Source organism: Antrihabitans stalactiti, assembly GCF_012932915.1.
GTDB lineage: Bacteria > Actinomycetota > Actinomycetes > Mycobacteriales > Mycobacteriaceae > Antrihabitans > Antrihabitans stalactiti.
Genome location: NZ_VCQU01000006.1, coordinates 196,455 through 218,857, shown reverse-complemented (window position 1 = coordinate 218,857; position 22,403 = coordinate 196,455). Strand labels below are relative to the sequence as shown.

Here is a 22,403-nt window from a genome sequence, read left to right as displayed (position 1 = left end):
ACGAGCTGGTTACATGCCTGCTGCGGAGAAGCTAGGTCCGTAGACGACGGGAGCCTTCGCACCGCCGACGCGTTCGATGATCGTCGCGTTCGCCGTGCCACCGCCTTCGCAGATCGTCAGCAGGCCGTATCGGCCGCCGACCCGCTCGAGCTCGTTCAGCAGGCTGGCGAACAGCTTGGCGCCGGTTGCGCCGAGCGGATGACCCAGTGCGATTGCGCCGCCGTTGACATTCACGCGATCAGGGTCCGCGCCGGTCTCCTTGATCCACGCGAGCACGACGGGCGCGAATGCCTCGTTGATCTCGATGACGTCCATGTCGTCGATCGACAACCCCGACTTCGCCAACGCGTACTGCGTCGCCGGAATGGGTGCGCTCAACATGAAGATCGGGTCGGCGCCGCGCGCGCTCAGGTGATGGATGCGGGCACGCGGGGTGAGTCCGTAGTCCTTGACCGCTTGGCCAGACGCGAGCAGAGTCGCGCTCGCGCCGTCGGAGATCTGGCTCGCGACGGCGGCCGTCAACCGCCCTCCCTCGACGAGCGTCTTCAGCGACGCCATCTTCTCGAGGCTGGTATCGCGCGGACCCTCGTCGACGGTGAAGCCGTCGATCGGGACGATCTCTTTCGCAAACTTGCCTGCATCGATGGCTGCGCGCGCACGCTCGTGGCTGCGTAGAGCCCAGCGCTCCATGTCTTCGCGGCTGATATCCCACTTGTCAGCGATCAGCTCGGCGCCGCGGAACTGCGAAACTTCTTGGTCGCCGTAGCGTTCGAACCAGCCCTTGGAGCCGCTTGTCGGGGTCTCGAATCCGTACTGCTGACCTGCGAGCATTGCGGCGGAGATCGGGATCTTGCTCATGTTCTGCACGCCGCCTGCGACCATGAGTTCGGCAGTTCCGCTCATGATCGCCTGTGCGGCAAAGTGAATTGCCTGCTGGCTGGAGCCGCATTGCCGGTCGACGGTGACGCCTGGAACCGCCTCCGGCAGTCCCGCCGCGAGCCAAGCGGTCCGGGCGATGTTGCCCGCCTGCGGACCCACGTTGTCGACGCACCCGAAGACGACGTCGTCGACTTTGTTCGGATCGACGCCGTTGCGCTCGAGGACCTGCCGAATCACCGACGCTCCGAGGTCTGCGGGATGTGTCTCCGACAGCGCTCCCCCACGTTTGCCGACCGCGGTCCGTACGGCATCGACAATGAATGCCTCTGGCATGTTTTCTCCTACTTCGAGTTAGCGTGACGCAGTGCGGGATTGGACAGTCCGTCCAAAACGATCGCGAGATATTGCTTCGCGACGGTCGCCGCTGTCATCGAACCGCCGGGCCGGTACCACCGGACTGCTACCCACACAGTATCCCGCATGAATCTGTAGACGAGTTCCACGTCGATATCGGGCGTGAAACTCCCGTCCGCGGCACCCGCTTCGAGGACACCGATCCAGAGTTCGCGGAATTCGGTATTTCTGGCGTCGATGTAGGCGAACCGTTCGCTGCCGCGCAGATGTTTCGCTTCGGCCTGATAGATAGCGACTGCGGAATGGCTGGCGTCGATCGCCTCGAACGACGCGATGACCAGCGCTTCGAGAGTGTCGCGCGACGACAGCCCGGTCTCGCGGATCTCCTGATAACGCCCGAACAGTTCGTCGAGAAAGCCGCGCAGAATTTCGTCCACCATCGATTCCTTCGAATCGAAATGGTGGTACAAACTGCCGGACAGAATTCCCGCTGCATCGGCGATATCCCGCACCGTCGTGGCACGCAGACCTCGCTCGGCGAAAAGCCGCGCCGCAAGGGCCAACAGTTCGTCGCGTCGTCCGGAAGGCTGAGTCACGCTGCCATCATAGCAACCAAGCGCTTGCTAGGTCACCCGTGCGCGCGTCTCACCCTCCCAGGGGTGAAATTCGCGCACGGTTGGGCGGAGCACAACTGTGCGTGATTTTTACCCCTCTGGGGGTGAGACGCGCGCACGGTTGGTTAGGCGCGTTGGCTACTGACCGACACGACCTCGCCGGTGAGGTAGGTCGAATAATCGCTGGCGAGCATGGCGATCGTCGCAGCGACTTCCCACGGTTCGGCGGCGCGGCCGAATGCCTCGCCCGCGGAGAGTCGGTCCAGCAACTCCTCGGACGTCACCTTGGCCAGGAACGCGTGCTTGGCGATACTCGGCGCGACCGCGTTGATCCGAACCCCGAATTCGGCGGCTTCGATTGCACTGCAACGGGTCAACGCCATCACCCCAGCCTTGGCGGCGGCGTAATGCGCTTGACCGTGTTGCGCCCGCCACCCGAGCACGCTGGCGTTGTTGACGATCACCCCACCATGGCCGGCGCCACGAAAGTATTTGAGCGCCTCCCGAGTACAGCGGAAGGTGCCGTTGAGGGTGATGTCGATGACGCGGTCCCACTGGTCGTCGGTCATGTCGACGACCGGCGTCTCACCACCCAAACCAGCGTTGTTGACGACGATGTCGACTTTCCCCAAAGCCTCTGCTGCGCCGACGAACAGAGCGGCGACTTGCTCGGAATTGCTGACGTCACAAGGGACCGCGGCGACCCGTCGATCCGGAAATGCAGCAGCCAACTCGGCCTGCGTTGCCGCCAAACGCTTTTCGTGCCAATCAGATACGACGACGTCGGCACCCTCGGCGAGCATCCTGCGTGCCGTCGCGGACCCGATACCGGTGCCCGCAGCAGCCGTGACGACGGCCCCGCGACCCGTCAACAGACCGTGCCCCGGAATCTCTTGTGGTGCAACCGACAATGGGCTACTACTCACGGACGAACCTCTCTCGGCAGCCCGAGCACGCGCTCGGCAATGATGTTGCGCTGGACCTCGTTCGACCCACCGTAAATCGTGTCAGCTCTAGTGAACAGGTAGAGGCGTTGCTCGTCGGTGAGGTCCGGATCAGCGAGCAATCCGGAGGCACCGACCACTTCCATGGCGAGCTCACCTAGACCGCGATGCCAGTTGGCCCACAACAGTTTCGACACCGACGGTTCCCCGCCATTCCCACCGGTTTCGACCTTTTCCATAGTGCGCATCGCGTATGCCCGCATCACTCGCAGGCCGATCGCCGCTCTCGTCAGCTTGTCGGCAATCAGCGGATCGTCGGCGGCGCCGTTACGTCGAGCGAGATCCGCGATGTGCTCCAACTCGCGCGCAAAGCCGACCTGTTGACCCAGCGTCGACACGCCACGCTCGAAGGTCAGCGTGCCCATTGCAATCCGCCAGCCGTCACCGACCTCGCCGACCACGAGGTCCGCGTCGGTCCGCGCGTCGTCGAAGAAGACCTCGTTGAACTCCGCGGTCCCGGTCAGTTGAACGATGGGCCGGATGGTAACGCCAGGTTGGTTCATCGGGACGAGCAAGTACGAAAGACCTTTGTGGCGAGCAGATCCCGGTTCGGTCCGGGCGACGACGAAACACCAGTCGGCTTCATGGGCCTGCGACGTCCACACCTTCTGACCGTTCACGACCCATCCGTCGCCATCCAGCCGCGCCGAGGTCGACACTGCAGCCAGGTCGCTGCCTGCGCCGGGTTCCGAGTAGCCCTGACACCAGAGTTCGGTCACGTTCTTGATTCCGGGTAGGAAGCGTTGTTTCTGCGCATCGGTGCCGAACGCCAGCAGCGTAGGACCGAGTAGGTTGTCGCCGAAATGCGACACGGTGTGCGGAGCGTTGGCGCGTGCGTACTCCTCGTGGAATATCACCTGCTGGCGCAACGATGCGTCGCGACCGCCGTATTCCTTCGGCCAGCCGATGCACGTCCAGCCCGCCGCGGCGAGATGCCTGGTCCACGCAAGGCGCTCGTCGTGGGCCTCGTGCTCACGCCCCGGACCGCCCAGCCCGCGCAGTTGCGCAAACTCACCTACGAGGTTCTCCGCTAGCCATTCTCGAATGGCGACGGCAAACTGCTCGTCCTCCGCGCTGGACCTGTCCTGGCTCTCACCCACAGGCGTAGGATAACCTACCAAGCACTTGCTTTGTCGACTCCCTTCGAAGGACGCCACGTGACCGCACGCACGACGCCCGCTGCCTTGCAGCACGCTGCCGCGACTTTCGGCGACGCAACGGCGATCGTCGACGGACCGGTCACCCTCAGTTACGGCCAGTTGTTGGAGGAAGTCCGCACGGTCGCTCGCGCGCTGATCGCCCGTGGCATTCAGCATGGCGACCACGTCGGAATCTGGGCGCCGAATACGCATCATTGGATCGTCGCGGCGCTGGCCTCGCAGTACGTCGGCGCAGTCCTCGTTCCGATCAACACCCGCTACACCGGCGCGGAAGCACACGACATCCTCCTACGGTCCAGGGCGCGAGCACTTTTCGTTGCCGGTCAGTTCCTCGGCAAGGACCGTCTCGCCGACCTCCGCGAGGTCCCCGGCGAGCTGGAGATCGACACCTACGTACGCATTCCGATCGACGACGAGCGCACAGACGACGCCCCGACCGACCTCGGCTGGCACGACCTCGAACAGTTCGCCCGTGCCGCGTCACCGTCGGACGCCGACGAACGCGCGGCCGCTGTCCAGCCCGACGACGTCGCGGACATCATGTTCACCTCGGGCACTACCGGTCGCAGCAAGGGCGCGGTCTGTGCCCATCGCCAATCCCTTGCCACCTCCCGCGCCTGGGCCGAATGCGGCCGAATCACCAGCACGGACCGGTACCTCGTCATCAACCCCTTCTTCCACAACTTCGGGTACAAGGCAGGCATTCTCGCGTGCCTGCAGACCGGGGCATCGATGTATCCGCAACTCGTCTACGACGTCGAGCAGGCGATGCGCACGGTCGACGCACAACGGATCACCGTGCTGCCCGGACCGCCGACGATCTATCAAACGATCCTCGACCACCCACGGCGCGCCGAGTTCGATCTCAGTTCACTCCGCTTCGCAGTGACGGGCGCAGCGGTGATTCCCGTCGTGCTCATCGAGCGAATGCAGAACGAACTGGATATCGACATCGTGCTCACCGCATATGGGCTCTCCGAAGCATCCGGCTTCGGCACGATGTGCACGACGGACGACGACGCCGTCACCGTTGCGACGACCTGCGGGCGGCCGATTGCGGACTTCGAACTTCGCATCGACACCACAGGTGAGGTGCTACTGCGCGGACCGAACGTCATGCTCGAGTACCTGGACGATCCCGAAAATACGGCCAAGACGATCGATTCCGACGGCTGGTTGCATACCGGAGACATCGGAACCCTCGACGAACGCGGCAATCTGAAGATCACGGACCGACTCAAGGACATGTACATCACCGGCGGTTTCAACGTCTACCCAGCCGAAGTCGAGCAGGCTCTGGCTCGGCTCGACGGCGTCGCCGAATCCGCGGTTATCGGTGTGCCGGACGAGCGAATGGGTGAGGTGGGTATGGCGTTCGTGGTGGCGGCGCCGGGTAAATCCGTCACCGCTGATCAGGTCATCGATTTCGCCAAACAGAAGCTTGCGAACTTCAAAGTGCCACGGTCCGTGCAGTTTTTGGATGTGCTGCCGCGCAACGCCGGTGGCAAGGTGCTCAAACGTCAATTGCGGGAGGAAATTTCATGACCGTGCCGGACGAAGGTGAGGTCGTCACGTATGAAACGCGCGGCAAGGTCGCGCTGATTACGTTGAACAGGCCTGACTATCGCAATGCTCAGAACTCTGTGATGACCTACGCACTGGATGCCGCGTTCGATCGAGCGGTCCAGGATGCGGACGTGTCGGTCATCGTATTGGCAGGCAACGGAAAGCATTTCAGCGCCGGCCACGACATCGGCACCCCGGGCCGGGACCACCATGTGCACTACGAGAACAAAGCGGTCATGTGGTGGGACCACGTCGACCGGCCAGGCGGCGACCAGCGCTATGCCCGCGAGATGGAGGTCTACCTCGGGATGTGCCGGCGCTGGCGCGAACTGCCGAAGCCGACCATCGCGATGGTGCAAGGCGCGTGTATCGCGGGCGGTCTGATGCTCGCGTGGGTGTGCGACATGATTGTCGCGTCCGACGACGCATTCTTCTCCGATCCTGTTGTCCGCATGGGTATCCCCGGTGTCGAGTATTTCGCGCATCCATGGGTCCTCGGACCGCGGGCGGCCAAGGAGATCCTGTTCACCGGTGATCGCTTCAGCGCCCAACGCGCGTACGAGTGGGGCATGGTGAATCGCGTTGTCCCACGCGATGATCTGGAGGCCGAAACGTTCGCGATCGCCGAACGGATCGCCGCGATGCCGCAATTCGGGTTGGCCCTCACCAAGAAGGCGGTGAACCAGTGCGAAGACCAGATGGGCATGCGCAATGGCATGGACTCGGTATTTGGACTGCACCATTTTGCACATGCTCACAATGCCGAGGTCGGGGCTGATTCGCTCGGCGGGATGAACGCAAAGTCCATGAAAGATAAGGCCAAGTAATGGATCTGGATCTCGACGACAAGACTGTCGCCTTCCAGGAGGAGGTACGCGACTTCCTAGCAGCCAATGCCCCGTCGACGCCGCTGCCGTCGATGGACACCAAGGCCGGATTCGAGGCGCATCGGGAGTGGGAGCACACGCTTGCCGAGGCACGGCTGTCCGTCGTCTCGTGGCCCGAAGATCTCGGCGGTCGTGACGCGTCACTGCTGGAATGGGTGCTCTTCGAGCAGGAGTACTACGCTGCGCCGACGCCGGGGCGCGTCAGCCAGAACGGCATATTCCTATTGGCGCCCACACTTTTCGAGCACGGTTCGCCCGAGCAGCTGCAACGGCTACTCCCACGCATGGCGCGGGCAGACGACATCTGGGCACAGGCGTGGTCCGAGCCCGAAGCCGGCAGCGACCTCGCCGGGATCCGGTCGATCGCTCGCCGGACCGACGGCGGCTGGCTGCTGAGCGGGCAGAAGACGTGGTGCTCGCGGGCGAGTTTCGCCGATTGGGGCTTCGGGTTGTTCCGCAGCGACCCGACGGCCGAACGCCATAAAGGCTTGACCTACTTCATGTTTCCGTTGACTGCCGATGGTGTCACGGTCCGGCCGATCCCTCAGTTGGATGGCGAGCCGGGGTTCGCGGAACTGTTCTTCGAGAATGTCTTTGTCCCCGACGAAGACGTGATCGGTGCGGTCCACAATGGCTGGCGCGTCGCGATGAGTACGTCGAGCAACGAACGTGGGCTGTCGCTCCGAAGCCCGGGACGGTTCAACTCCGCAGCTCAGCGACTGGTCGAGCTATGGCGAACGAACGCCGACCCCGCAGACACCGCGTTGCGCGACCGCGTCGTCGACGCATGGATCGGAGCGGAGGCCTACCGTTTGCACACCTTCGGCACTGTGACCCGGCTGAGCGACGGCGGTTCGCTGGGTGCGGAATCGTCGATAAACAAGATTTTCTGGTCGGAGCTGGATGTGGCTTTGCACGAGACGGCGCTGGATCTCCTCGGCCCGGATGCCGAGCTTGCCGGCGGTTGGCAAGACGGTTACCTGTTCTCGCTGTCCGGCCCGATCTACGCCGGTACTAACGAGATTCAACGCAACATCGTCGCCGAGCGACTGTTGGGTCTACCGAAGGCGGACCGATGAGATTCGCACTGTCCACCGAGCAGACCGACTTCGCGGCAAGCTTGCGCGACCTCATGGCGAGCGCGAAAACCCCGCAACTCATTCGAGCATGGGCCGACGGCGATTCCGGTCCGGGCCTCGCGCTGTATCGGCAACTCGCCGACGCCGGTGTTACCGGCCTGGGCATCGCAGAAGAGTTCGGCGGCCTCGGCGCCCACCCCGTCGACCTTGCCATCGCCTTCATCGAGATCGGGCGCGCAGGGGTTCCCGGCCCGATCCTCGAGTCCGCTGCAGTCCTTCCCGCGTTGCTGGAGTCCCTTGCAGACGACGCCCTCGCGCAACGGTGGCTCCCAGGTATCGCCGACGGGACGACGTTGGCCTCGATCGCGCTACCGCCATCGGTACCAAGAGCATTGGACGCCGACCTCGCTGACCTTGTGCTGCAAGTCGACGACGCTGACCTCCAACAAGTCACGCCCACAACGCAACTCCGGTCGGTGGATGCGGCGCGAAGGCTTTTCGACGTCGAACCGACGAGCGTCCTGGCGTCCGATGTAAGTGTCGCCGCAGCAAAGGCTTACGACCTCGGCGTCCTTGCTTGTTCGGCGCAGCTACTCGGAGCCGGACACGCGGCACTCAGCATGGCGACCGAGTACGCGAAGAGTCGCGTCCAATTCGGTCGACCGATCGGTCAGTTCCAGGCGATCAAACACCATCTTGCCGACGCCCTCGTCGGCCTCGAGATGGCGACGCCGCTGCTCTATGGTGCGGCGATTGCGGTCGGCGCCGGCGATTCCAGCGCGTCTCGCGACGTCTCGGCGGCGAAGGTTGCCTGCGGCGACGCCGCCTACCGAGCAGCACGAAAAGCGTTGCAAGTACACGGTGCAATCGGCTACACGGCCGAATACGACCTTTCGCTGTGGCTGACGAAGATCCGTGCGCTGGTCACGGCGTGGGGTACCCCTGCCGAACATCGTGGCCGTGTCGCCGACGCCCTGCGGAGCGGATCATGAACGACGAGCAGCGGGAGCTTGCCTCGACGGTCCGCGCGTTGGTCGCCAAGCACGCGTCACTGCGAAAGGCCATCGAATCCGACACCGGCTACGACGACAACTTGTGGCGAATGCTCTGCGACCAAGTCGGCGTCGCCGGCCTCGCGATTCCGGAAGAGTTCGGCGGAATCGGGGCAGGGCTAGTCGAATCTCACATCGTCGTCGAAGAACTCGGCCGCACACTGGTGCCGACGCCGATGCTCGACTCGGTGGTACTCGGAGGCCAGACGATCCTCGCAGTGGGCGACCACGATGCGTGTGAACGTCTCCTGCCAGGAATCGCTGAAGGCACCACTACCGCCGCCGTGTGCTGGGCCGGTAAATCAGGCTGGACCGTTCCCGCCGTCACAGCCGACCGAGACGGATTACTCTCCGGCACAGCATCGTACGTCCTCGGCGGCCACATCGCGGACGTGCTGATCGTCATCGCGTCGACAGACGAAGGCATCGCCTTCTTCGAGGTGGACCCAAGCCAAGACGGTGTGGTCCGACGGCAACGCCGAGCAATGGACCCAACCAGGCGCCTCAGTGAGATCGAGTTCACCAACGTCGAAGGGCGCTTGCTCCACACCTCAGACCCCGCCACCGCGCTCGATCGAATCCGAAATATCGCGTGTGCCGCGCTTGCTGCCGAACAGGTCGGCGGTGCGGACCGCGCGCTGGCGATGACCGTCGAGTACGCCAAGGATAGAAAACAATTCGGACGCGCGATCGGAAGCTTCCAGGCACTCAAGCACCGGATGGCCGACCTGCACGTGCTCGTCGAATCGGCGCGCGCCGCGTCCGACCTCGCGACCGCGACGCTCGACCCGGCAGACTGCGCGACCGCGAAAGTCTGGTGTTCGGACGCCTTCAGTCAGGTTGCGGCGGAAGCCATTCAGCTACACGGCGGGATCGCGATCACCTGGGAGCACGACGCGCACTTGTACTTCAAACGCGCACACGGGAGCGCCGAATTGTTCGGTCGACCGGAAGAGTACGTCAGGCGATTCGCGCACTCGGTGTGAACCGAACCGGCATCGACTCGAGTCCGGAGATGAAGTTGGCGGGCCGGCGCTCCAACGTTCCGTCCGTGGCGAGTTCCATATCGGGCAACCGCGCGAGCAGCCGCTCGAACATCAGCCGACCTTCGATGCGCGCCAGCTGATTTCCGAGGCAGAAGTGATTGCCGAAGCCGAAGGCCAAGTGTGGGTTGGGGTCTCGCGTCGAGTCGAATCGTGCAGCATCCTCGAAATGCGCCTCGTCGAAATTGGCGGACTCGAAAAGCAGGAGCATCTTCTCGCCTGCGACAAGGTCGGTGCCGAAGAAGGTCGTGTCGCGCATGACGAGCCGGCACATGTTCTTGATCGGCGTGACCCACCGCAGCATCTCCTCGACCGCTGTGCGAATTCCCGCCGGTTTGGCTACCAGTCGGTCGCGCTGGTCGGGATGGCGCATCAACTGCTCCATCCCGCCGCTCAGCACATGCCGAGTCGTTTCGTCACCGCCGACCAGAATCAGCAAGGTCTCGCCGAGGATTTCGTCGTCGGTCAGCCGCTTGCCGTCGATCTCGGCGTGGACCAAGATGCTGGTCAAGTCGTCGGTCGGCTCGCGCCGTCGCGCTGCGATCGTGCGCATGGTGAACTCGCCGAATGCTTGGTACGCCTGGAAACTGGCCATGACCATGTCGTCGGTGACATTGGTGCCCAATGATTTGACGAGGTCGTCGGACCATTTGAGAAACATGTCGCGGTCGCGCGGTCGCACACCGAGCATGTCGCCGATCACTGCCATCGGCAGGGGCGCGGCGAGGTCGGCGACGAAATCGCATTCCCCACGCTCACAGACCGCGTCGATCAACTGATCGCAGATTCCGGCAATGTGCTCGATCTGGCCCTCCACGCGTTTGCGCGTGAAGCCCTTGTTGACGAGCTTGCGATGCGCAACATGCTCCGGCTCGTCCATGTCGATCATCTGGGGCAGTGGACCTGATTCCGGTCGAATGCCACCGGAGTTGGAGAAGAGCCCAGGGTCTCGCTCGGCCGCCATGAGTGCGTCGTAGGACGCGGCAGCGGCGTAACCATGCATGTCGCGACTGACCGGCTCGTGTGCGCGCATCCACGCATAGGCCGCACGCGGGTCACCGAATTCTCCCGCGTAGAACCGGCCGTCGAGCAGGTCGAATCGAGGCCGCGTATCGAGATCGGACATGGTGCTCATACTAGAACTTGTTCCTATATCTTGAGGGGTATGACCAGCCACAATGTGCTCGGGCGTGAGGTCGCGATGCCGATCGAGATTCGATCGGCGAGCGCGTTCACGGCGTCGTATGCGGTCCCCGCTCGGGCGGCGCAGCAGCTGATCGACTACTCAGGCCTGCGGGTCCAACGCATCGGACCAGGTCGGGCAATGTGCACGCTCGTCTTCGTGACCTATGTCGACGGCGATCTCGGTCCGTACAACGAGTTCGGGGTTTCGTTCCTTGTGCGCGGACGTGGCGTACTCATTCATCGGCTGCCGGTGGATGGCGAATTCACGATGGCCGCCGGCCGCGGAATTTGGGGATTCCCCAAGGAACTCGCCGACTTCGACATCGACGGAACACATGGTGTCATTCGGCAGGACGGTCAACTGATCGTCGACCTCCAGGTCAAGCCCGGCATCAAGCTGCCGAGCCCGAACGCCGCGCTCGACGCGTTCTCGCACCTGGACGGCGTCACCCGGCGGACGTCCTGGCGAATGAAGCCTGCCGGCGTCCGGACCCGGCTGGGTGGCGCGACATTGCAGCTCGGCGGCCACCCGTGGGCACAGGAACTAGCAGCCCTCGGCCTGCCGAAGCGCGCGCTGATGACTTCGGTGATTCCGCAGCTCCCGATGACGTTCCACGAGCCCCAACAACTGTGAGTGATTTTCACCCCTGGGAGGGTGAGACGCGCGCACGGGGTTAGAGCCAAGTGTCCAGGGAGGTCGTCGTGAGGAAGGACTCCAGGTCGTCGCGCCACGGCGCTGGGACGGTCTTGTCCGGCTCGATCGCCGTGTACTGACCGCGGTAGAACAGCAGCGGCCGTTCGTCTTTGACTTCGGACAGCGACGACACACGACCGAACACCACGAAATGGTCTCCGCCGTCGTGCACTGTCTCGACGGTGCAGTCGATGTGGGCGAGCGCGCCTGTGATGATCGGGGAGCCCAATGCCGATGGGGTCCAGGGTATTCCGGCGAACTTGTCGGGCTCGCGTGAGCCGAAGCGAGCGCATGTCGATTGCTGCTCCTCGGCAAGGACATTCACGCAGAACACCCCGGACCGTTCGATCGCCGCCCACGACCGCGAAACCTTGGTCGGGCAGAACAGGACCAGCGGTGGATCGAGGGACAGCGCCGCGAACGACTGGCAGGCAAAGCCGATCGGTGCGCCGTCGTCCATCGTCGTGATGATCGTGACGCCGGTGCAGAACTGACCGAGCACCTGACGGAACGTCCGGACGTCGATCCCGGCCGACTCAGTCACCGCGCATCCCGACGCCGAAGTCGTGGCCCCAGAGACTAACTGCCGTGCTCTCGCGCGCGACCCAATCGTCGTCGTCGACTTGTCTTCCTTCGCAGCCGAATTCGATATCGAACCCGCCGGGCGTCTTCATGTAGAACGACAACATCAGGTCGTTGACGTGCCTGCCGAGGGTCGCAGACATCTTCACTTTGCGTCGCAACGCGCGGTCCAGGCAAAGACCGACATCGTCGGAGTTCTCGACCTCGATCATCAGGTGAACGATCCCACTCGAGGTCGGGAAGGGGAGGAAGGCCAGAGAGTGATGCCGAGGGTTGCAGCCGAAGAAACGCAGCCAGGCAGGCTGCCCGTCGGCCGGCCTGCCCAACGCCTCCGGGGGAAACCGCATCGAGTCGCGCAGCTTGAAGCCCAACACATCGCGGTAGAACTGCAAGGCCACAGCGTCGTCGTCGGTGGAAAGGACGACATGGCCGAGGCCCTGCTCGCCGGTCACGAACTTGTGGCCGTACGGGCTGACGATCCGCCGATGTTCCAGTGCCGCACCGTGAAATGCCTCGAGGGTGTTGCCGGACGGGTCCTGGAACGAGATCAACTCGTGGACCCGACGGTCCTTGATCTGCTCGGCGGTGCCTTCCTTGTGTGGGACACCAGCGGCGTCCAGCCGGTCCCGAATGTCTTGCAATTCAGCGGCATTGGCGGTCTCCCAGCCGGAGACAACGAGTCTGTCCTTCTCACCTGGAGAGATGATCAAGCGCGCGGGAAAGTCGTCCATCCGCAGGTAGAGCGAGTTGGGGTCGGTGCCTTTGCCCTCGATCATGCCGAGGATCTTCAGACCGTACTCCCGCCACGCCGCCATGTCGGTTGCTTCGATTCGCATATACGCGAGCGACCGGATTCCCATGTCAGCGTCCACCTTCGGTCAAGAAATCGGATGCGAGCTTGTTGAATTCGTCGAACTTCTCCAACTGCGCCCAGTGGCCGCAGCCGCCGAACACGTGCAGCTGTGCCTTCGGAATCATTTTCAAGGCGACCAACGCGCCATCGAGTGGATTCACCCTGTCTTCACGCCCCCAGATGAGCAGGACGCGTTGCCGCAACTTGTATGCGTCGCGCCACAGCATCCCCTTTTCGAAGTCCGCGCTGGAGAACGACTTGCCCATCGCCCGCATCGCGGCGAGCGATTCGGGCGTGCTTGCGGCGGCGAACCGTTCGTCGATCAACTCGGGTGTGATCAACGATTGGTCGAAGACCATGATCCGCAGGAATGCCTCCAACTTCTCCCGCGTCGGCGAGGCGCCGAACTTCCCAAGGTTCTTCACCCCTTCGGTCGGGTCGGGAGCAAATAAATTGACGCTCAGCCCACCCGGACCCATCAGCACGAGACGTCCAGCGCGGTCGGGATAGTCGAGCGCAAACCGCACAGCTGTCCCGCCGCCCAGCGAATTGCCAAGCAGGTGAACGCGTCCCGAGATGTCCAGCGCGGTCAAGAGGTCGTTCAGCGCGGACGAACTGTGCACGAAATATTGCGGATGATCCGTGGGTTTGTCGGACCTGCCGAAGCCTGGCTGATCGACTGCCAGAACATGGAAGTTCTGCGCCAGCACCGGAATGTTGCGGGCGAAATTCGACCACGACGAAGCACCCGGACCGCCACCGTGCAACAACACGATCGTGGGACCGTTGCCAACGCCGGCCTCGTGATAGTGCAGCTTCAGGTCTGGGCGGACCTGGGCGTAGCGCGAAGTGGATTCGTACGTGAGCTCGTCGACTGCCGTCACAGCAAATCTCCTAAACCATCGTGTCCGAGATCGGCAAGCCGAATTCACCGGACCCGAACATCACATATGCCCGCTCGGGGTCGTTGGCGGCATGCACGCGACCCGCGTGCGCGTCGCGCCAGAACCGTTGCAGTGGAGTCCCGTTCGCGAGTGCGGTCGCGCCCGAGCTCTCGAAGAGCTTGTCGATCGACGAGATAGCGCGGCCCGTCGCACGGACCTGGTCGCGTCGAGCACGAAGGCGCATCTCGAACGGCACGTCCTTGCCTGCACTCAACAACGCGTACTCGTCGGCGACGTTGCCCGACAACTGGCGCCACGCAGCGTCGATGTCGCTCGATGCTTCCGCGATGCGGACCTTGGCGAACGGATCGTCCTTGGCCTTCTCCCCCGCGAACGCAGCGCGGACGCGCTTGCCCTGATGCTCGACGTGCGCTTCGTATGCCCCGTACGCCATTCCGACGATCGGCGCGGAGATGGTGGTGGGATGGATTGTCCCCCAAGGCATTTTGTAGACCGGCGCGGTGTTGCGCTCCAGGCCGGGCGCGGTGAGCGTGCTCATCGCCTTGAAGCTCAGCGTGTGGTGCCGCGGTACGAAGACGTCTTTGACGACGACGGTGTTGCTGCCGGTGCCGCGCAGCCCGACGACGTTCCAGACGTCGTCGATCCGGTAGTCCTCGCGAGGGATGAGGAAGCTGACGAAGTCGACCGGCCGACCGTCCTTGATGACCGGACCGCCGAGCACCGCCCAGGTCGCGTGGTCACAGCCCGACGACCATGCCCACGCGCCGTTGACCTTGTAGCCACCCTCGACCACCTCACCCGCACCCATCGGGGCGTAGGACGAACTGATGCGCACGTCGCTGTCTTTGCCCCAGACGTCTTCCTGCGTCTCCTGCGGGAAGAGGGCGAGATGCCAGTTGTGGACGCCGATGATCGACGACACCCAACCGGTCGAACCGCAGGCGCTCGCGATCTTGCGGACCACGTCGTAGAACAGCGTCGGGTCGCATTCGTAGCCACCCCACTGGGCCGGCTGCAGGAGGCGGAAGAAGCCGGTTTCCTGGATTGCTTTGATCGATTCGTCCGGGATGCGGCGGAGGTCCTCAGTATCCTGAGCACGCTCGCGGAGCATCGGCAGAAGTGCCTCGACTCGCTGCATCACCTCGTGACTGCTGTGGTCACTCACTGCGTCGCTCCTCTAACTGGGCTGATTGGTTCACTGCACCTGAGACTAGAACACGTTCCCATTGATGTCGAGGTTCGGCCCGGCTAGCAGGTCAGATGGTGCGCCACACCGTGATAGACGCACCGAAATCTAGCGGATTTCGCCCAAGTTCTATAACGTGTTCTACATGGCGAAGGTACGCGAAATCGATGTCGGCACGACACCGACGAGGTATGCCCGTGGTTGGCACTGCCTCGGTTTGACCAAGACGTACACCGACGGGAAGCCGCATGCCGTCACCGCGTTCGGCACCAAGCTCGTCGTTTGGGCAGACAGCAAGGGTGAGTTGCGGGTACTCGACGGCTACTGCAGGCATATGGGCGGCGACCTCACCCAAGGCGAGGTCAAGGGCGACGACGTCGCCTGCCCGTTCCACGATTGGCGTTGGGGCGGAAACGGTAAATGCACCGGTATTCCCTACGCACGCCGCGTGCCGCCTTTGGCCCGCACTCGCTCCTGGACAACGCTGGAGCGCAACGGCCAACTGTTCGTCTGGCACGACCATGAGGGCAATCCGCCGCCGGACGACGTCACCATCCCTCGGATCGAGGGCGCCTACAGCGACGAATGGACCGACTGGACCTGGAACTCGATGTTGATCGAAGGCGCGAACTGCCGCGAGATCATCGACAACGTCGTCGACATGGCGCACTTCTTCTACATCCATTTCGCCTTCCCGACGTACTTCAAGAACGTCATCGAAGGCCAGGTCGCCACCCAGTATCTGAACACCAAGGGTCGGCCGGATATCGGAATGGGCTCGCAGTACGGCGGCGATACGCTGCTGCGCTCCGAGGCGTCATATTTCGGTCCGAGCTACATGATCAACCCGCTCACCAACGTGTACGGCGGCTACGAGATGGAAAGCGTGCTGATCAACTGCCACTACCCGGTCACGCAGGATTCGTTCGTCCTGCAATGGGGTGTGTCGGTGCACAAGCCGCAAGGCGTCAGCGACGAGATGGCCGACAAGATCGCCGCGAAGTTCACCGAAGGCATCAGTCTCGGCTTCCTCCAGGACGTCGAGATCTGGAAGAACAAGAGCAAGATCGAAAATCCGCTGCTGTGCGACGAAGACGGTCCGGTCTATCAACTCCGCCGCTGGTACGAGCAGTTCTACGTCGACGTCGCCGATGTCACCGATGCCATGACCAGGCGATTTGAATTCGAGGTCGACACAACGAAGGCGAACATCGCGTGGGAGGCCGAGGTGGCCGAGAATCTGCGCCGTAAGAAAGAAGCCGAGGCGGGGGTGTAGCCATGGCTTGGGCTAAGGCTCCCGACTTCCGCGATCAACCCGAACGTATCGAGGCGGTCCGGGCGCAGACCGTCGTGGACAAACAGACGTACCTCGATCTCGGCATGCAGTCCGTCGAATGCCGAACGTGCGGAACCCGAGTCCTCGCGCGCAAGAACAGCTTCAAGCAGACCAGCATTCAATGGACGAGCGACCCGGCTGACACCTGCCCCGTATTCAAGGAGGCCATCAGCGCGGGCGGCTCGACGGCACAACACGATTCGTGCCCGCGGCTGCGCGACAGCATCGACCACGCGGTCGCCGAGGGACTGCTCGAGGTCGTCGATCGCGAAGGCGTCTGACAGAGTTCCCATCTATCCAAGCCACGAACACCCCGGTGGCGTGAAACTTGGGTCCATGAGCATCACCGGATTGACCCCATACCTCTACTACGCCGATGCCGACGCCGCCCTCGACTGGCTGGAGAAGGTCTTCGGCTTCGGTCCGTCGACCCGCTGGCTCGACCCCGACGGTGTGCTACAGGAAGCCGACATCATGGTCGGCGGCACGAAAGTATCGATGACGGCGCGGGCCCCTGGCCCGTCCGACGGTCCGGGCGCGTTGCTGATCGTCACGGTCGACGACCTCGACGCTCGTCGGGAACGCACCGTCGCCAACGCCGACGTCGCAGTGAGTGACATCGAGCAGCAGCCATACGGTCCGCGGTCGTTCGACGTCACCGATCCGTGGGGCTACAAGTGGTACTTCTGGCAAGGCGACGTCACGCCTGCGCCGGGGTGGACCAAGGCCTGAAACGACAAACCCCGCCGCACTCATTCGAGTGGGCGGGGCTTGTCGAGGAATCAGTTATCCGCGAACGGCAACCGGGGAAACCAGGTCCGACAGGTTCAACTGGACGCCACGGTCGGCAGCGGCCTGGTCGACCTGCTCACCGGCGTTCAGCAACGCAGCGAGGTTCGGGTCCGACGGCTTCGGGAATTCCGGGGCGGCCGGCGCCGGAGCCGGCTCTTCGATGGGCGACGAACCGGTGCTCAAGCCCTTGCCACACACCGGCCACGCACCCTTGCCCTGCGAGTGCAGGACGTTCTCACCGACGCGGATCTGCTCGGCCTTGGAAGCACTGCTGGCCGAACCCGAGCCACCGTTGGCTTCCCACGTGCTCTGCGAGAACTGCAGGCCGCCGTAGTAGCCGTTTCCGGTGTTGATGGACCAGTTGCCACCCGACTCGCATGCGGCGACGGCGTCCCATTCGTCCATCGTCGCGGCCTGCGCGGTCCCGACGCCCAGCAGCGACGGGGCGATTGCGAGGGAGCCCGCAGCAATGGCAAAGGTGGCGGTGCGCTTGATGGTCGTGGTGAATGCAGTCATGATCGAGTAAAACCCTTTCGAGATTGTCGGCGAGATCGGCGCTACAAAGCGCTCTCGCTTTACCCTCGGGAATATCTATCGGTATAAAGTCCCGCAGGCTGATGATTTCGAACTGCCCACAAGTTTAATGACCGCGTTATCGTTCCGTAACCCTATTGCATTCCCATACCAACTCTGGGCGCATTATTTACCCAGGTCAGGTCGGTACTTAGCGGTCCGTACGATCGAGAATGTAACTCAGCTCATGGCCGTTTTGCGGCCTGGCTCACGCCGCGCATGTGGCGGCGCCCACAATTTGTTGTGAGTCTTTTAGGAGTCTATGGACTCCTAAAAGACTCACGAGGGGTGATCAGGCGTTTTCGCGCTGCAATTCCAAGGCGATATCGATGAGCTGATCTTCTTGCCCGCCGACCAATTTGCGCGCACCTGCACGGACCAGCATTTCCGCAGCGGAGACGCCGTAGCGCTCTGCTTGCAGTTCGGCGTGCTTGAGGAAGCTCGAGTAGACGCCTGCGTAGCCCATCATCAGGGCTTGTCGATCGAGGAGGCATTCGTGCGGCATGACCGGACGTACGACGTCCTCGGCGGCGTCGGCAATCTTGAAGAAGTCGATGCCGGTCTTGATGCCGAGCTTGTCGCAGACACCCACGAACGCCTCGACAGGCGTGTTGCCGGCGCCGGCACCGAAGCGCCGCGTACTGCCGTCGATCTGCAGCGCACCCGCCCGGACCGCATAGACGGAGTTGGCCACGGCGAGGTCGAGATTCTCGTGACCGTGGAACCCGACCTGCGCATCGCCGTGCAACTCGTCGACGATGGCCGCGACGCGATCGGCGACCTGCTCCAGCACCAGCGCACCGGCTGAATCGACAACGTAGACGCACTGGCACCCTGCATCGGCCATGATGCGGGCCTGCTTGGCGAGGTTCTCGGGCGACTGAGTGTGGGACATCATCAGGAAGCCGACGGTCTCCAGTCCGCGCTCGCGTGCGAGGCCGAAGTGCTGGATCGAGACATCCGCCTCGGTGCAGTGCGTAGCTATGCGACAGATCGACGCGCCGTTGTCTTGAGCGATGATGATGTCTTCCTTCACCCCGACCCCCGGCAGCATGAGGAATGCGATCTTCGCATTTTTCGCGGTCTTGGCCGCGATCGAGATCAATTCCTGTTCGGGAGTCTTCGAGAAGCCGTAGTTGAACGACGACCCGCCGAGACCGTCGCCGTGCGTCACCTCGATCACCGGAACGCCTGCGCCGTCCAGCGCGGCGACGATGTTCTCGACGTCTTCGGCGGTGAACTGATGGCGTTTGTGGTGGCTGCCGTCGCGCAAGGACGTATCGGTGATGCGGATGTCGAGTTGATCGGAGAATGGCATTGTCACTCCTCAGACGCGCACGTTCAGAATTTGTTTGGCGACCTCTTCGCCGACCTTTGCGGCCGCGGCGGTCATGATGTCGAGATTGCCGGCATACGGCGGCAAGTAGTCGCCCGCGCCTTCGACTTCGACGAAGATCGACACCCGCGCCAGCCCGCCGGAGATCACCGACGGCTTGTCGAATTGGGGCTCGTTCAAGAGCCGATAGCCCGGCACGTACTCCTGAATGCTCGCGACCATCCGATGGACCGACTCGGCGATCGCCGCAGTATCTGCATCCTCGGGAATCGCACAGAAGATGGTGTCGCGCATGATCATCGGCGGGTCGGCGGGGTTGAGCACGATGATCGCCTTGCCACGTCCGGCACCGCCGATCGTCTCGACACCACGGCTCGTCGTCTTCGTGAACTCGTCGATGTTGGCCCGTGTGCCCGGACCCGCGGAGACCGATGCGACGGAGGCGACGATCTCGGCATAAGACACCTCGACCACACGCGACACCGCGGCGACCATCGGGATCGTGGCCTGGCCGCCACAGGTGATCATGTTGACGTTGGGTGCGTCGAGGTGCTCACCGAGATTGACCGGCGGCACAACGGCGGGGCCAACCGCAGCGGGGGTCAGGTCGATCGCGCGAATACCTGCTTCCGCGTACTTCGGCGCCGCGTCGCGGTGGACGTACGCCGAGGTGGCTTCGAAGACCAGGTCGGGCTTGTCTGCCTGCGCGAGCAGCCAGTCGACACCTTCTGCCGATGTCTCCAGCCCCATCGAACGGGCACGTTTCAGGCCCTCGCTCTCCGGATCGATGCCGATCATCCAGCGCGGCTCGAGCACCCCGGACCGCTGCAGTTTGTACAGGAGGTCCGTGCTGATGTTGCCCGATCCGACGATCGCGACACTTGCCTTGGTCATGCGCTTCTCCTAAACGAACTGCAGCGAAACAGAACCCAGCCCGCTGAACTCTGCATGGAAAGAATCACCCGGTCGGGCATCGATAGCTCGTGTGCACGAGCCGGGCAGCACGATGTCGCCTGCCTTCAGCCTTACGCCGAACCCCGCGACTTTGCGGGCCAACCACGCGACCGCGATGACAGGGTCGCCGAGGACCGCGTCACTGCGTCCCTCCGCGATTTGCTCGCCATTGCGAGTGAGGACGGCATCGATGCCTTTGATGTCGATTTCGCCCGGCTTCACTCGCTCCTTGCCGAGAACGAATCCCGCCGACGACGCGTTGTCCGAGATGGTGTCTGCGAGCTTGATTTTCCAGTCGGAGATGCGGCTGTCGATCAGTTCGATCGAGGGCGCGAATGCCGTCGTAGCCGCAAGAACGTCTTCCTCGGTGCAATCCTCGCCGGGCAGGTCGGCGCCGAGAACGAAGCCGACTTCGACCTCGACCCGCGGGAAGCAATAGCGCGCTGCAGGCACCGGCTCTTCTTCTGTCACAGCCATATCCGCGAGGAGATGGCCGTAGTCGGGCTCGTCGACACCCATCATGTTCTGCATGGCTTTCGACGACAGGCCCACCTTGTGACCGACGACCCGAGCGCCCGCATCGAGCCGACGACGGATGTTGATGAGCTGAATTTCGTACGCGTCGACGACGTCGATGTCGGCGTAGTGGTTGGTCAATGGGTCGATCGGAACACGGTCGCGCTCGGCTGCGAGCAGCCGATCCGCGAGCTCGATGCGTAACTCACTCGACAGCATGAATCAGTCCCTTCGCTACGGCACGGCCGGCGCGTCGGCCCGAGAAAACGCAGTCAGCGAGCGACAACCCGCTGACATAAGAGTCCGAGCAGATCCCGACTGCCGTGCGACCTGCGGCATACAGACCAGGTATTTCGTCGCCGCTCGCCGTCTTCACGGCACCGGTGACTTCGTTCACAACGACTCCACCGAGCGTGAGCATCGGGCACGGATTCGACACGCTCTGTTTGATCGAGACGTCCAACAGCGAGAACGGCCCTGCTGTGAGCGGACGCCTGAAGTCGTCGGGCTTGCCCACCGGGTCTGGAGCGCCGAGTTCGATCGCGCGGTTGTGAGCGTCGACGGTGGCGCGCAGCCCGACAGGATCGATACCGGCCTTCACGGCTGCGTCCTCGACTGTCGCACCTTTGCTAGCCTCGAAACGGAACAGCCCTTCGGTCTGCATCCGCTGAAACCATTGCGATTGGCCCGGCAACTGCGACCGCGCCTCCCGAGCTACATCGGCATCGATGAGCAACCAGCCTTTGCCGCCGTGGTCAGCGACGAGGGCGTGGCCGACCGCCGCGCCGTAGCGGGACTCGTCGATGACGCGGCTCCCGAATTGGTCCACGAGGATTGCTCCCATGAACGCACTGGGCGGAACGAGGAACCGCCACACCGAGACGTTGCCCAGGCGGTCCGTGGCGGCGCCGACAGCCCGTGCCATTTCGATTCCGCTGCCATCGTCGCCGGACGTGCCCAGCGCCAACCCACCGCTGAAGGCTGGTGCGTGCTCGAGGACCATTTCTCGGTTGGCAATGAAGCCACCAGCGCACACGACCACTCCGGAATTGGCCCTGATGCGGACCGTTTTGCCGTAGCGCCGCTCGATCTTGCGCATCTGCTTGTCGAGCAAGGTTCGCAACGGTGGATAGTAGATCCCCGGTTTCGCGGACGTACGAGCCAAGCGCGCGAACAGGTTTCGGACCTTGACCGGCGCTTTGACCAAGGTCGTGGCCTCGACGCCCACGACGCGACCATCGTCGGTCAAGAGCCTGACCGCTCGGGTGTGGGGCTGGAATCGAACACCCGCGGCCTGCGCTGACTTCGACAGCGCGGCATAGATCTTGTTGCCCGACGTGCCTTTCCCATGGGCCCGATGCCCGCGCGGAGCAGGCTTGGCGACAGAGCGAAAAGCGCCGGCCAACTCGCTTCCCGAGTAGTAGAGGTAGTACTTGTTGTTCGGAAACGACGTCTTGTACGGGCAGAGGGTCGAGTCGAACGGCACACCGTGACCGATCAACCAATCGATCATTGCTGGGCTGCCGTCCACGAACCGTCGCAGACTTTCGGCGCTCACAGCGTCGCCGACTTCGCGGCTCAGGTACGCGAGCATCTCTTCCGGCGAGTCCTCGACGCCGGCCGCGCGCTGCACCGAGGTTCCGCCACCCGCGTAGACGATTCCGCCGGACAATTCGGTCGCGCCGCCGCCGTTGAAACGGTCGATCGCGAGAACATCGGCGCCGACTGCTACAGCTTCGAGCGCGGTCGACGTGCCAGCCGCGCCGTAGCCGACGACAACGACATCAGCGGAAAGATCCCACGTCATCGGTACAAACCTCCCATGGGACTGCAACACGTTTCGATGTCCGCTC

Annotated in this window: 23 protein-coding genes; 9 read left to right on the top strand and 14 right to left on the bottom strand. The window is 63.4% G+C overall.

Annotated elements, in window-relative coordinates; all coding sequences use genetic code 11:
• Window positions 1-9: 9 nt before the first annotated feature.
• From FGL95_RS18450 to FGL95_RS18435, 4 genes are all read right to left on the bottom strand, one after another.
• A complete protein-coding gene (locus tag FGL95_RS18450; protein WP_169589501.1) occupies window positions 10-1,212 on the bottom strand; it encodes an acetyl-CoA C-acetyltransferase in 1,203 nt (400 codons plus the stop codon).
• A gap of 8 nt (window positions 1,213-1,220) precedes the next feature.
• Window positions 1,221-1,829 carry a TetR-type transcription factor C-terminal domain-containing protein gene (locus FGL95_RS18445; RefSeq protein ID WP_169589499.1) on the bottom strand — a complete coding sequence of 203 codons (609 nt, stop codon included), beginning with the start codon at window positions 1,827-1,829 and terminating at the stop codon, window positions 1,221-1,223.
• A gap of 143 nt (window positions 1,830-1,972) precedes the next feature.
• Window positions 1,973-2,773, bottom strand: a complete 801-nt coding sequence (locus tag FGL95_RS18440) for an SDR family oxidoreductase (protein WP_169589496.1) — start codon at window positions 2,771-2,773, stop codon at window positions 1,973-1,975.
• Window positions 2,770-3,951 carry an acyl-CoA dehydrogenase family protein gene (locus FGL95_RS18435; protein WP_169589494.1) on the bottom strand — a complete coding sequence of 394 codons (1,182 nt, stop codon included), beginning with the start codon at window positions 3,949-3,951 and terminating at the stop codon, window positions 2,770-2,772. Before FGL95_RS18435 ends, FGL95_RS18440 begins: the two co-directional genes overlap by 4 nt.
• A 57-nt stretch (window positions 3,952-4,008) precedes the next feature.
• On the opposite strand from FGL95_RS18435, the gene FGL95_RS18430 reads away from it, so the two are divergent.
• From FGL95_RS18430 to FGL95_RS18410, 5 genes are read left to right on the top strand one after another with little or no spacing between them, the layout of a single operon-like run.
• A complete protein-coding gene (locus FGL95_RS18430) occupies window positions 4,009-5,556 on the top strand; it encodes a FadD3 family acyl-CoA ligase (protein ID WP_169589492.1) in 1,548 nt (515 codons plus the stop codon).
• Complete coding sequence (locus FGL95_RS18425; protein ID WP_169589490.1) at window positions 5,553-6,404, top strand: enoyl-CoA hydratase; 852 nt, start codon at window positions 5,553-5,555, stop codon at window positions 6,402-6,404. Before FGL95_RS18430 ends, FGL95_RS18425 begins: the two co-directional genes overlap by 4 nt.
• Window positions 6,404-7,543, top strand: a complete 1,140-nt coding sequence (locus tag FGL95_RS18420; RefSeq protein WP_169589488.1) for an acyl-CoA dehydrogenase family protein — start codon at window positions 6,404-6,406, stop codon at window positions 7,541-7,543. Before FGL95_RS18425 ends, FGL95_RS18420 begins: the two co-directional genes overlap by 1 nt.
• Window positions 7,540-8,535, top strand: a complete 996-nt coding sequence (locus tag FGL95_RS18415) for an acyl-CoA dehydrogenase family protein (RefSeq protein ID WP_169589486.1) — start codon at window positions 7,540-7,542, stop codon at window positions 8,533-8,535. The genes FGL95_RS18420 and FGL95_RS18415 overlap by 4 nt, the downstream gene beginning before the upstream one ends.
• A complete protein-coding gene (locus FGL95_RS18410; RefSeq protein ID WP_169589484.1) occupies window positions 8,532-9,581 on the top strand; it encodes an acyl-CoA dehydrogenase family protein in 1,050 nt (349 codons plus the stop codon). Before FGL95_RS18415 ends, FGL95_RS18410 begins: the two co-directional genes overlap by 4 nt.
• Here FGL95_RS18410 and FGL95_RS18405 read toward each other — a convergent pair.
• Complete coding sequence (locus FGL95_RS18405) at window positions 9,556-10,764, bottom strand: cytochrome P450 (protein WP_169589482.1); 1,209 nt, start codon at window positions 10,762-10,764, stop codon at window positions 9,556-9,558. The genes FGL95_RS18410 and FGL95_RS18405 overlap by 26 nt on opposite strands.
• A gap of 39 nt (window positions 10,765-10,803) precedes the next feature.
• On the opposite strand from FGL95_RS18405, the gene FGL95_RS18400 reads away from it, so the two are divergent.
• Window positions 10,804-11,457: an acetoacetate decarboxylase family protein gene (locus FGL95_RS18400; RefSeq protein WP_169589480.1), complete on the top strand. Its 654-nt coding sequence runs from the start codon at window positions 10,804-10,806 to the stop codon at window positions 11,455-11,457.
• Window positions 11,458-11,497: 40 nt separating this feature from the next.
• Here FGL95_RS18400 and hsaB read toward each other — a convergent pair whose 3' ends face one another.
• Genes hsaB through hsaA form a run of 4 tightly spaced genes read right to left on the bottom strand, consistent with a single transcriptional unit; the run spans window position 11,498 to window position 14,995 of the window.
• A complete protein-coding gene (hsaB, locus tag FGL95_RS18395) occupies window positions 11,498-12,061 on the bottom strand; it encodes a 3-hydroxy-9,10-secoandrosta-1,3,5(10)-triene-9,17-dione monooxygenase reductase subunit (protein ID WP_169589478.1) in 564 nt (187 codons plus the stop codon).
• Window positions 12,054-12,959, bottom strand: a complete 906-nt coding sequence (hsaC, locus tag FGL95_RS18390) for an iron-dependent extradiol dioxygenase HsaC (protein ID WP_169589477.1) — start codon at window positions 12,957-12,959, stop codon at window positions 12,054-12,056. The genes hsaB and hsaC overlap by 8 nt, the downstream gene beginning before the upstream one ends.
• Window position 12,960: 1 nt before the next feature.
• Window positions 12,961-13,836 carry a 4,5:9,10-diseco-3-hydroxy-5,9,17-trioxoandrosta-1(10),2-diene-4-oate hydrolase gene (gene hsaD / locus FGL95_RS18385; RefSeq protein ID WP_169589475.1) on the bottom strand — a complete coding sequence of 292 codons (876 nt, stop codon included), beginning with the start codon at window positions 13,834-13,836 and terminating at the stop codon, window positions 12,961-12,963.
• A gap of 10 nt (window positions 13,837-13,846) precedes the next feature.
• On the bottom strand, window positions 13,847-14,995 hold the full coding sequence (gene hsaA, locus FGL95_RS18380; RefSeq protein ID WP_206072080.1) for a 3-hydroxy-9,10-secoandrosta-1,3,5(10)-triene-9,17-dione monooxygenase oxygenase subunit: 1,149 nt from the start codon (window positions 14,993-14,995) through the stop codon (window positions 13,847-13,849).
• 193 nt (window positions 14,996-15,188) lie between these two features.
• On the opposite strand from hsaA, the gene FGL95_RS18375 reads away from it, so the two are divergent.
• Genes FGL95_RS18375 through FGL95_RS18365 form a run of 3 tightly spaced genes read left to right on the top strand, consistent with a single transcriptional unit; the run spans window position 15,189 to window position 17,111 of the window.
• A complete protein-coding gene (locus FGL95_RS18375; RefSeq protein WP_169589471.1) occupies window positions 15,189-16,319 on the top strand; it encodes a 3-ketosteroid-9-alpha-monooxygenase, oxygenase component in 1,131 nt (376 codons plus the stop codon).
• Between the two features lie 2 nt (window positions 16,320-16,321).
• On the top strand, window positions 16,322-16,660 hold the full coding sequence (locus FGL95_RS18370; protein ID WP_169589469.1) for a hypothetical protein: 339 nt from the start codon (window positions 16,322-16,324) through the stop codon (window positions 16,658-16,660).
• 55 nt (window positions 16,661-16,715) lie between these two features.
• Entirely contained in the window at window positions 16,716-17,111 is a 396-nt protein-coding gene (locus tag FGL95_RS18365; protein ID WP_169589467.1) for a VOC family protein, read from the top strand.
• 54 nt (window positions 17,112-17,165) lie between these two features.
• Here the strand turns inward: FGL95_RS18365 and FGL95_RS18360 are convergent, their stop codons facing one another.
• From FGL95_RS18360 to FGL95_RS18340, 5 genes are all read right to left on the bottom strand, one after another.
• Window positions 17,166-17,687: a transglycosylase family protein gene (locus tag FGL95_RS18360; RefSeq protein ID WP_169589466.1), complete on the bottom strand. Its 522-nt coding sequence runs from the start codon at window positions 17,685-17,687 to the stop codon at window positions 17,166-17,168.
• A gap of 349 nt (window positions 17,688-18,036) precedes the next feature.
• Window positions 18,037-19,062: a 4-hydroxy-2-oxovalerate aldolase gene (gene dmpG, locus FGL95_RS18355; protein WP_169589464.1), complete on the bottom strand. Its 1,026-nt coding sequence runs from the start codon at window positions 19,060-19,062 to the stop codon at window positions 18,037-18,039.
• 9 nt (window positions 19,063-19,071) lie between these two features.
• Window positions 19,072-19,974, bottom strand: a complete 903-nt coding sequence (locus FGL95_RS18350; protein WP_169589462.1) for an acetaldehyde dehydrogenase (acetylating) — start codon at window positions 19,972-19,974, stop codon at window positions 19,072-19,074.
• A 9-nt stretch (window positions 19,975-19,983) separates the two neighbouring features.
• A complete protein-coding gene (locus FGL95_RS18345; RefSeq protein WP_169589460.1) occupies window positions 19,984-20,769 on the bottom strand; it encodes a 2-keto-4-pentenoate hydratase in 786 nt (261 codons plus the stop codon).
• On the bottom strand, window positions 20,756-22,357 hold the full coding sequence (locus tag FGL95_RS18340; RefSeq protein ID WP_169589457.1) for an FAD-binding protein: 1,602 nt from the start codon (window positions 22,355-22,357) through the stop codon (window positions 20,756-20,758). The genes FGL95_RS18345 and FGL95_RS18340 overlap by 14 nt, the downstream gene beginning before the upstream one ends.
• Window positions 22,358-22,403: the final 46 nt, after the last annotated feature.

Bases quoted from the DNA above. Each gene is read 5' to 3' on its own strand.
- FGL95_RS18450 (WP_169589501.1), bottom strand. From the start codon at position 1,212: ATGCCAGAGGCATTCATTGTCGATGCCGTACGGACCGCGGTCGGCAAA.
- FGL95_RS18425 (WP_169589490.1), top strand. From the start codon at position 5,553: ATGACCGTGCCGGACGAAGGTGAGGTCGTCACGTATGAAACGCGCGGC.
- FGL95_RS18420 (WP_169589488.1), top strand. From the start codon at position 6,404: ATGGATCTGGATCTCGACGACAAGACTGTCGCCTTCCAGGAGGAGGTA.
- FGL95_RS18415 (WP_169589486.1), top strand. From the start codon at position 7,540: ATGAGATTCGCACTGTCCACCGAGCAGACCGACTTCGCGGCAAGCTTG.
- FGL95_RS18410 (WP_169589484.1), top strand. From the start codon at position 8,532: ATGAACGACGAGCAGCGGGAGCTTGCCTCGACGGTCCGCGCGTTGGTC.
- FGL95_RS18405 (WP_169589482.1), bottom strand. From the start codon at position 10,764: ATGTCCGATCTCGATACGCGGCCTCGATTCGACCTGCTCGACGGCCGG.
- FGL95_RS18400 (WP_169589480.1), top strand. From the start codon at position 10,804: ATGACCAGCCACAATGTGCTCGGGCGTGAGGTCGCGATGCCGATCGAG.
- hsaC (WP_169589477.1), bottom strand. From the start codon at position 12,959: ATGGGAATCCGGTCGCTCGCGTATATGCGAATCGAAGCAACCGACATG.
- hsaA (WP_206072080.1), bottom strand. From the start codon at position 14,995: ATGCAGCGAGTCGAGGCACTTCTGCCGATGCTCCGCGAGCGTGCTCAG.
- FGL95_RS18375 (WP_169589471.1), top strand. From the start codon at position 15,189: ATGGCGAAGGTACGCGAAATCGATGTCGGCACGACACCGACGAGGTAT.
- FGL95_RS18370 (WP_169589469.1), top strand. From the start codon at position 16,322: ATGGCTTGGGCTAAGGCTCCCGACTTCCGCGATCAACCCGAACGTATC.
- FGL95_RS18365 (WP_169589467.1), top strand. From the start codon at position 16,716: ATGAGCATCACCGGATTGACCCCATACCTCTACTACGCCGATGCCGAC.
- FGL95_RS18360 (WP_169589466.1), bottom strand. From the start codon at position 17,687: ATGACTGCATTCACCACGACCATCAAGCGCACCGCCACCTTTGCCATT.
- dmpG (WP_169589464.1), bottom strand. From the start codon at position 19,062: ATGCCATTCTCCGATCAACTCGACATCCGCATCACCGATACGTCCTTG.
- FGL95_RS18350 (WP_169589462.1), bottom strand. From the start codon at position 19,974: ATGACCAAGGCAAGTGTCGCGATCGTCGGATCGGGCAACATCAGCACG.
- FGL95_RS18345 (WP_169589460.1), bottom strand. From the start codon at position 20,769: ATGCTGTCGAGTGAGTTACGCATCGAGCTCGCGGATCGGCTGCTCGCA.
- FGL95_RS18340 (WP_169589457.1), bottom strand. From the start codon at position 22,357: ATGACGTGGGATCTTTCCGCTGATGTCGTTGTCGTCGGCTACGGCGCG.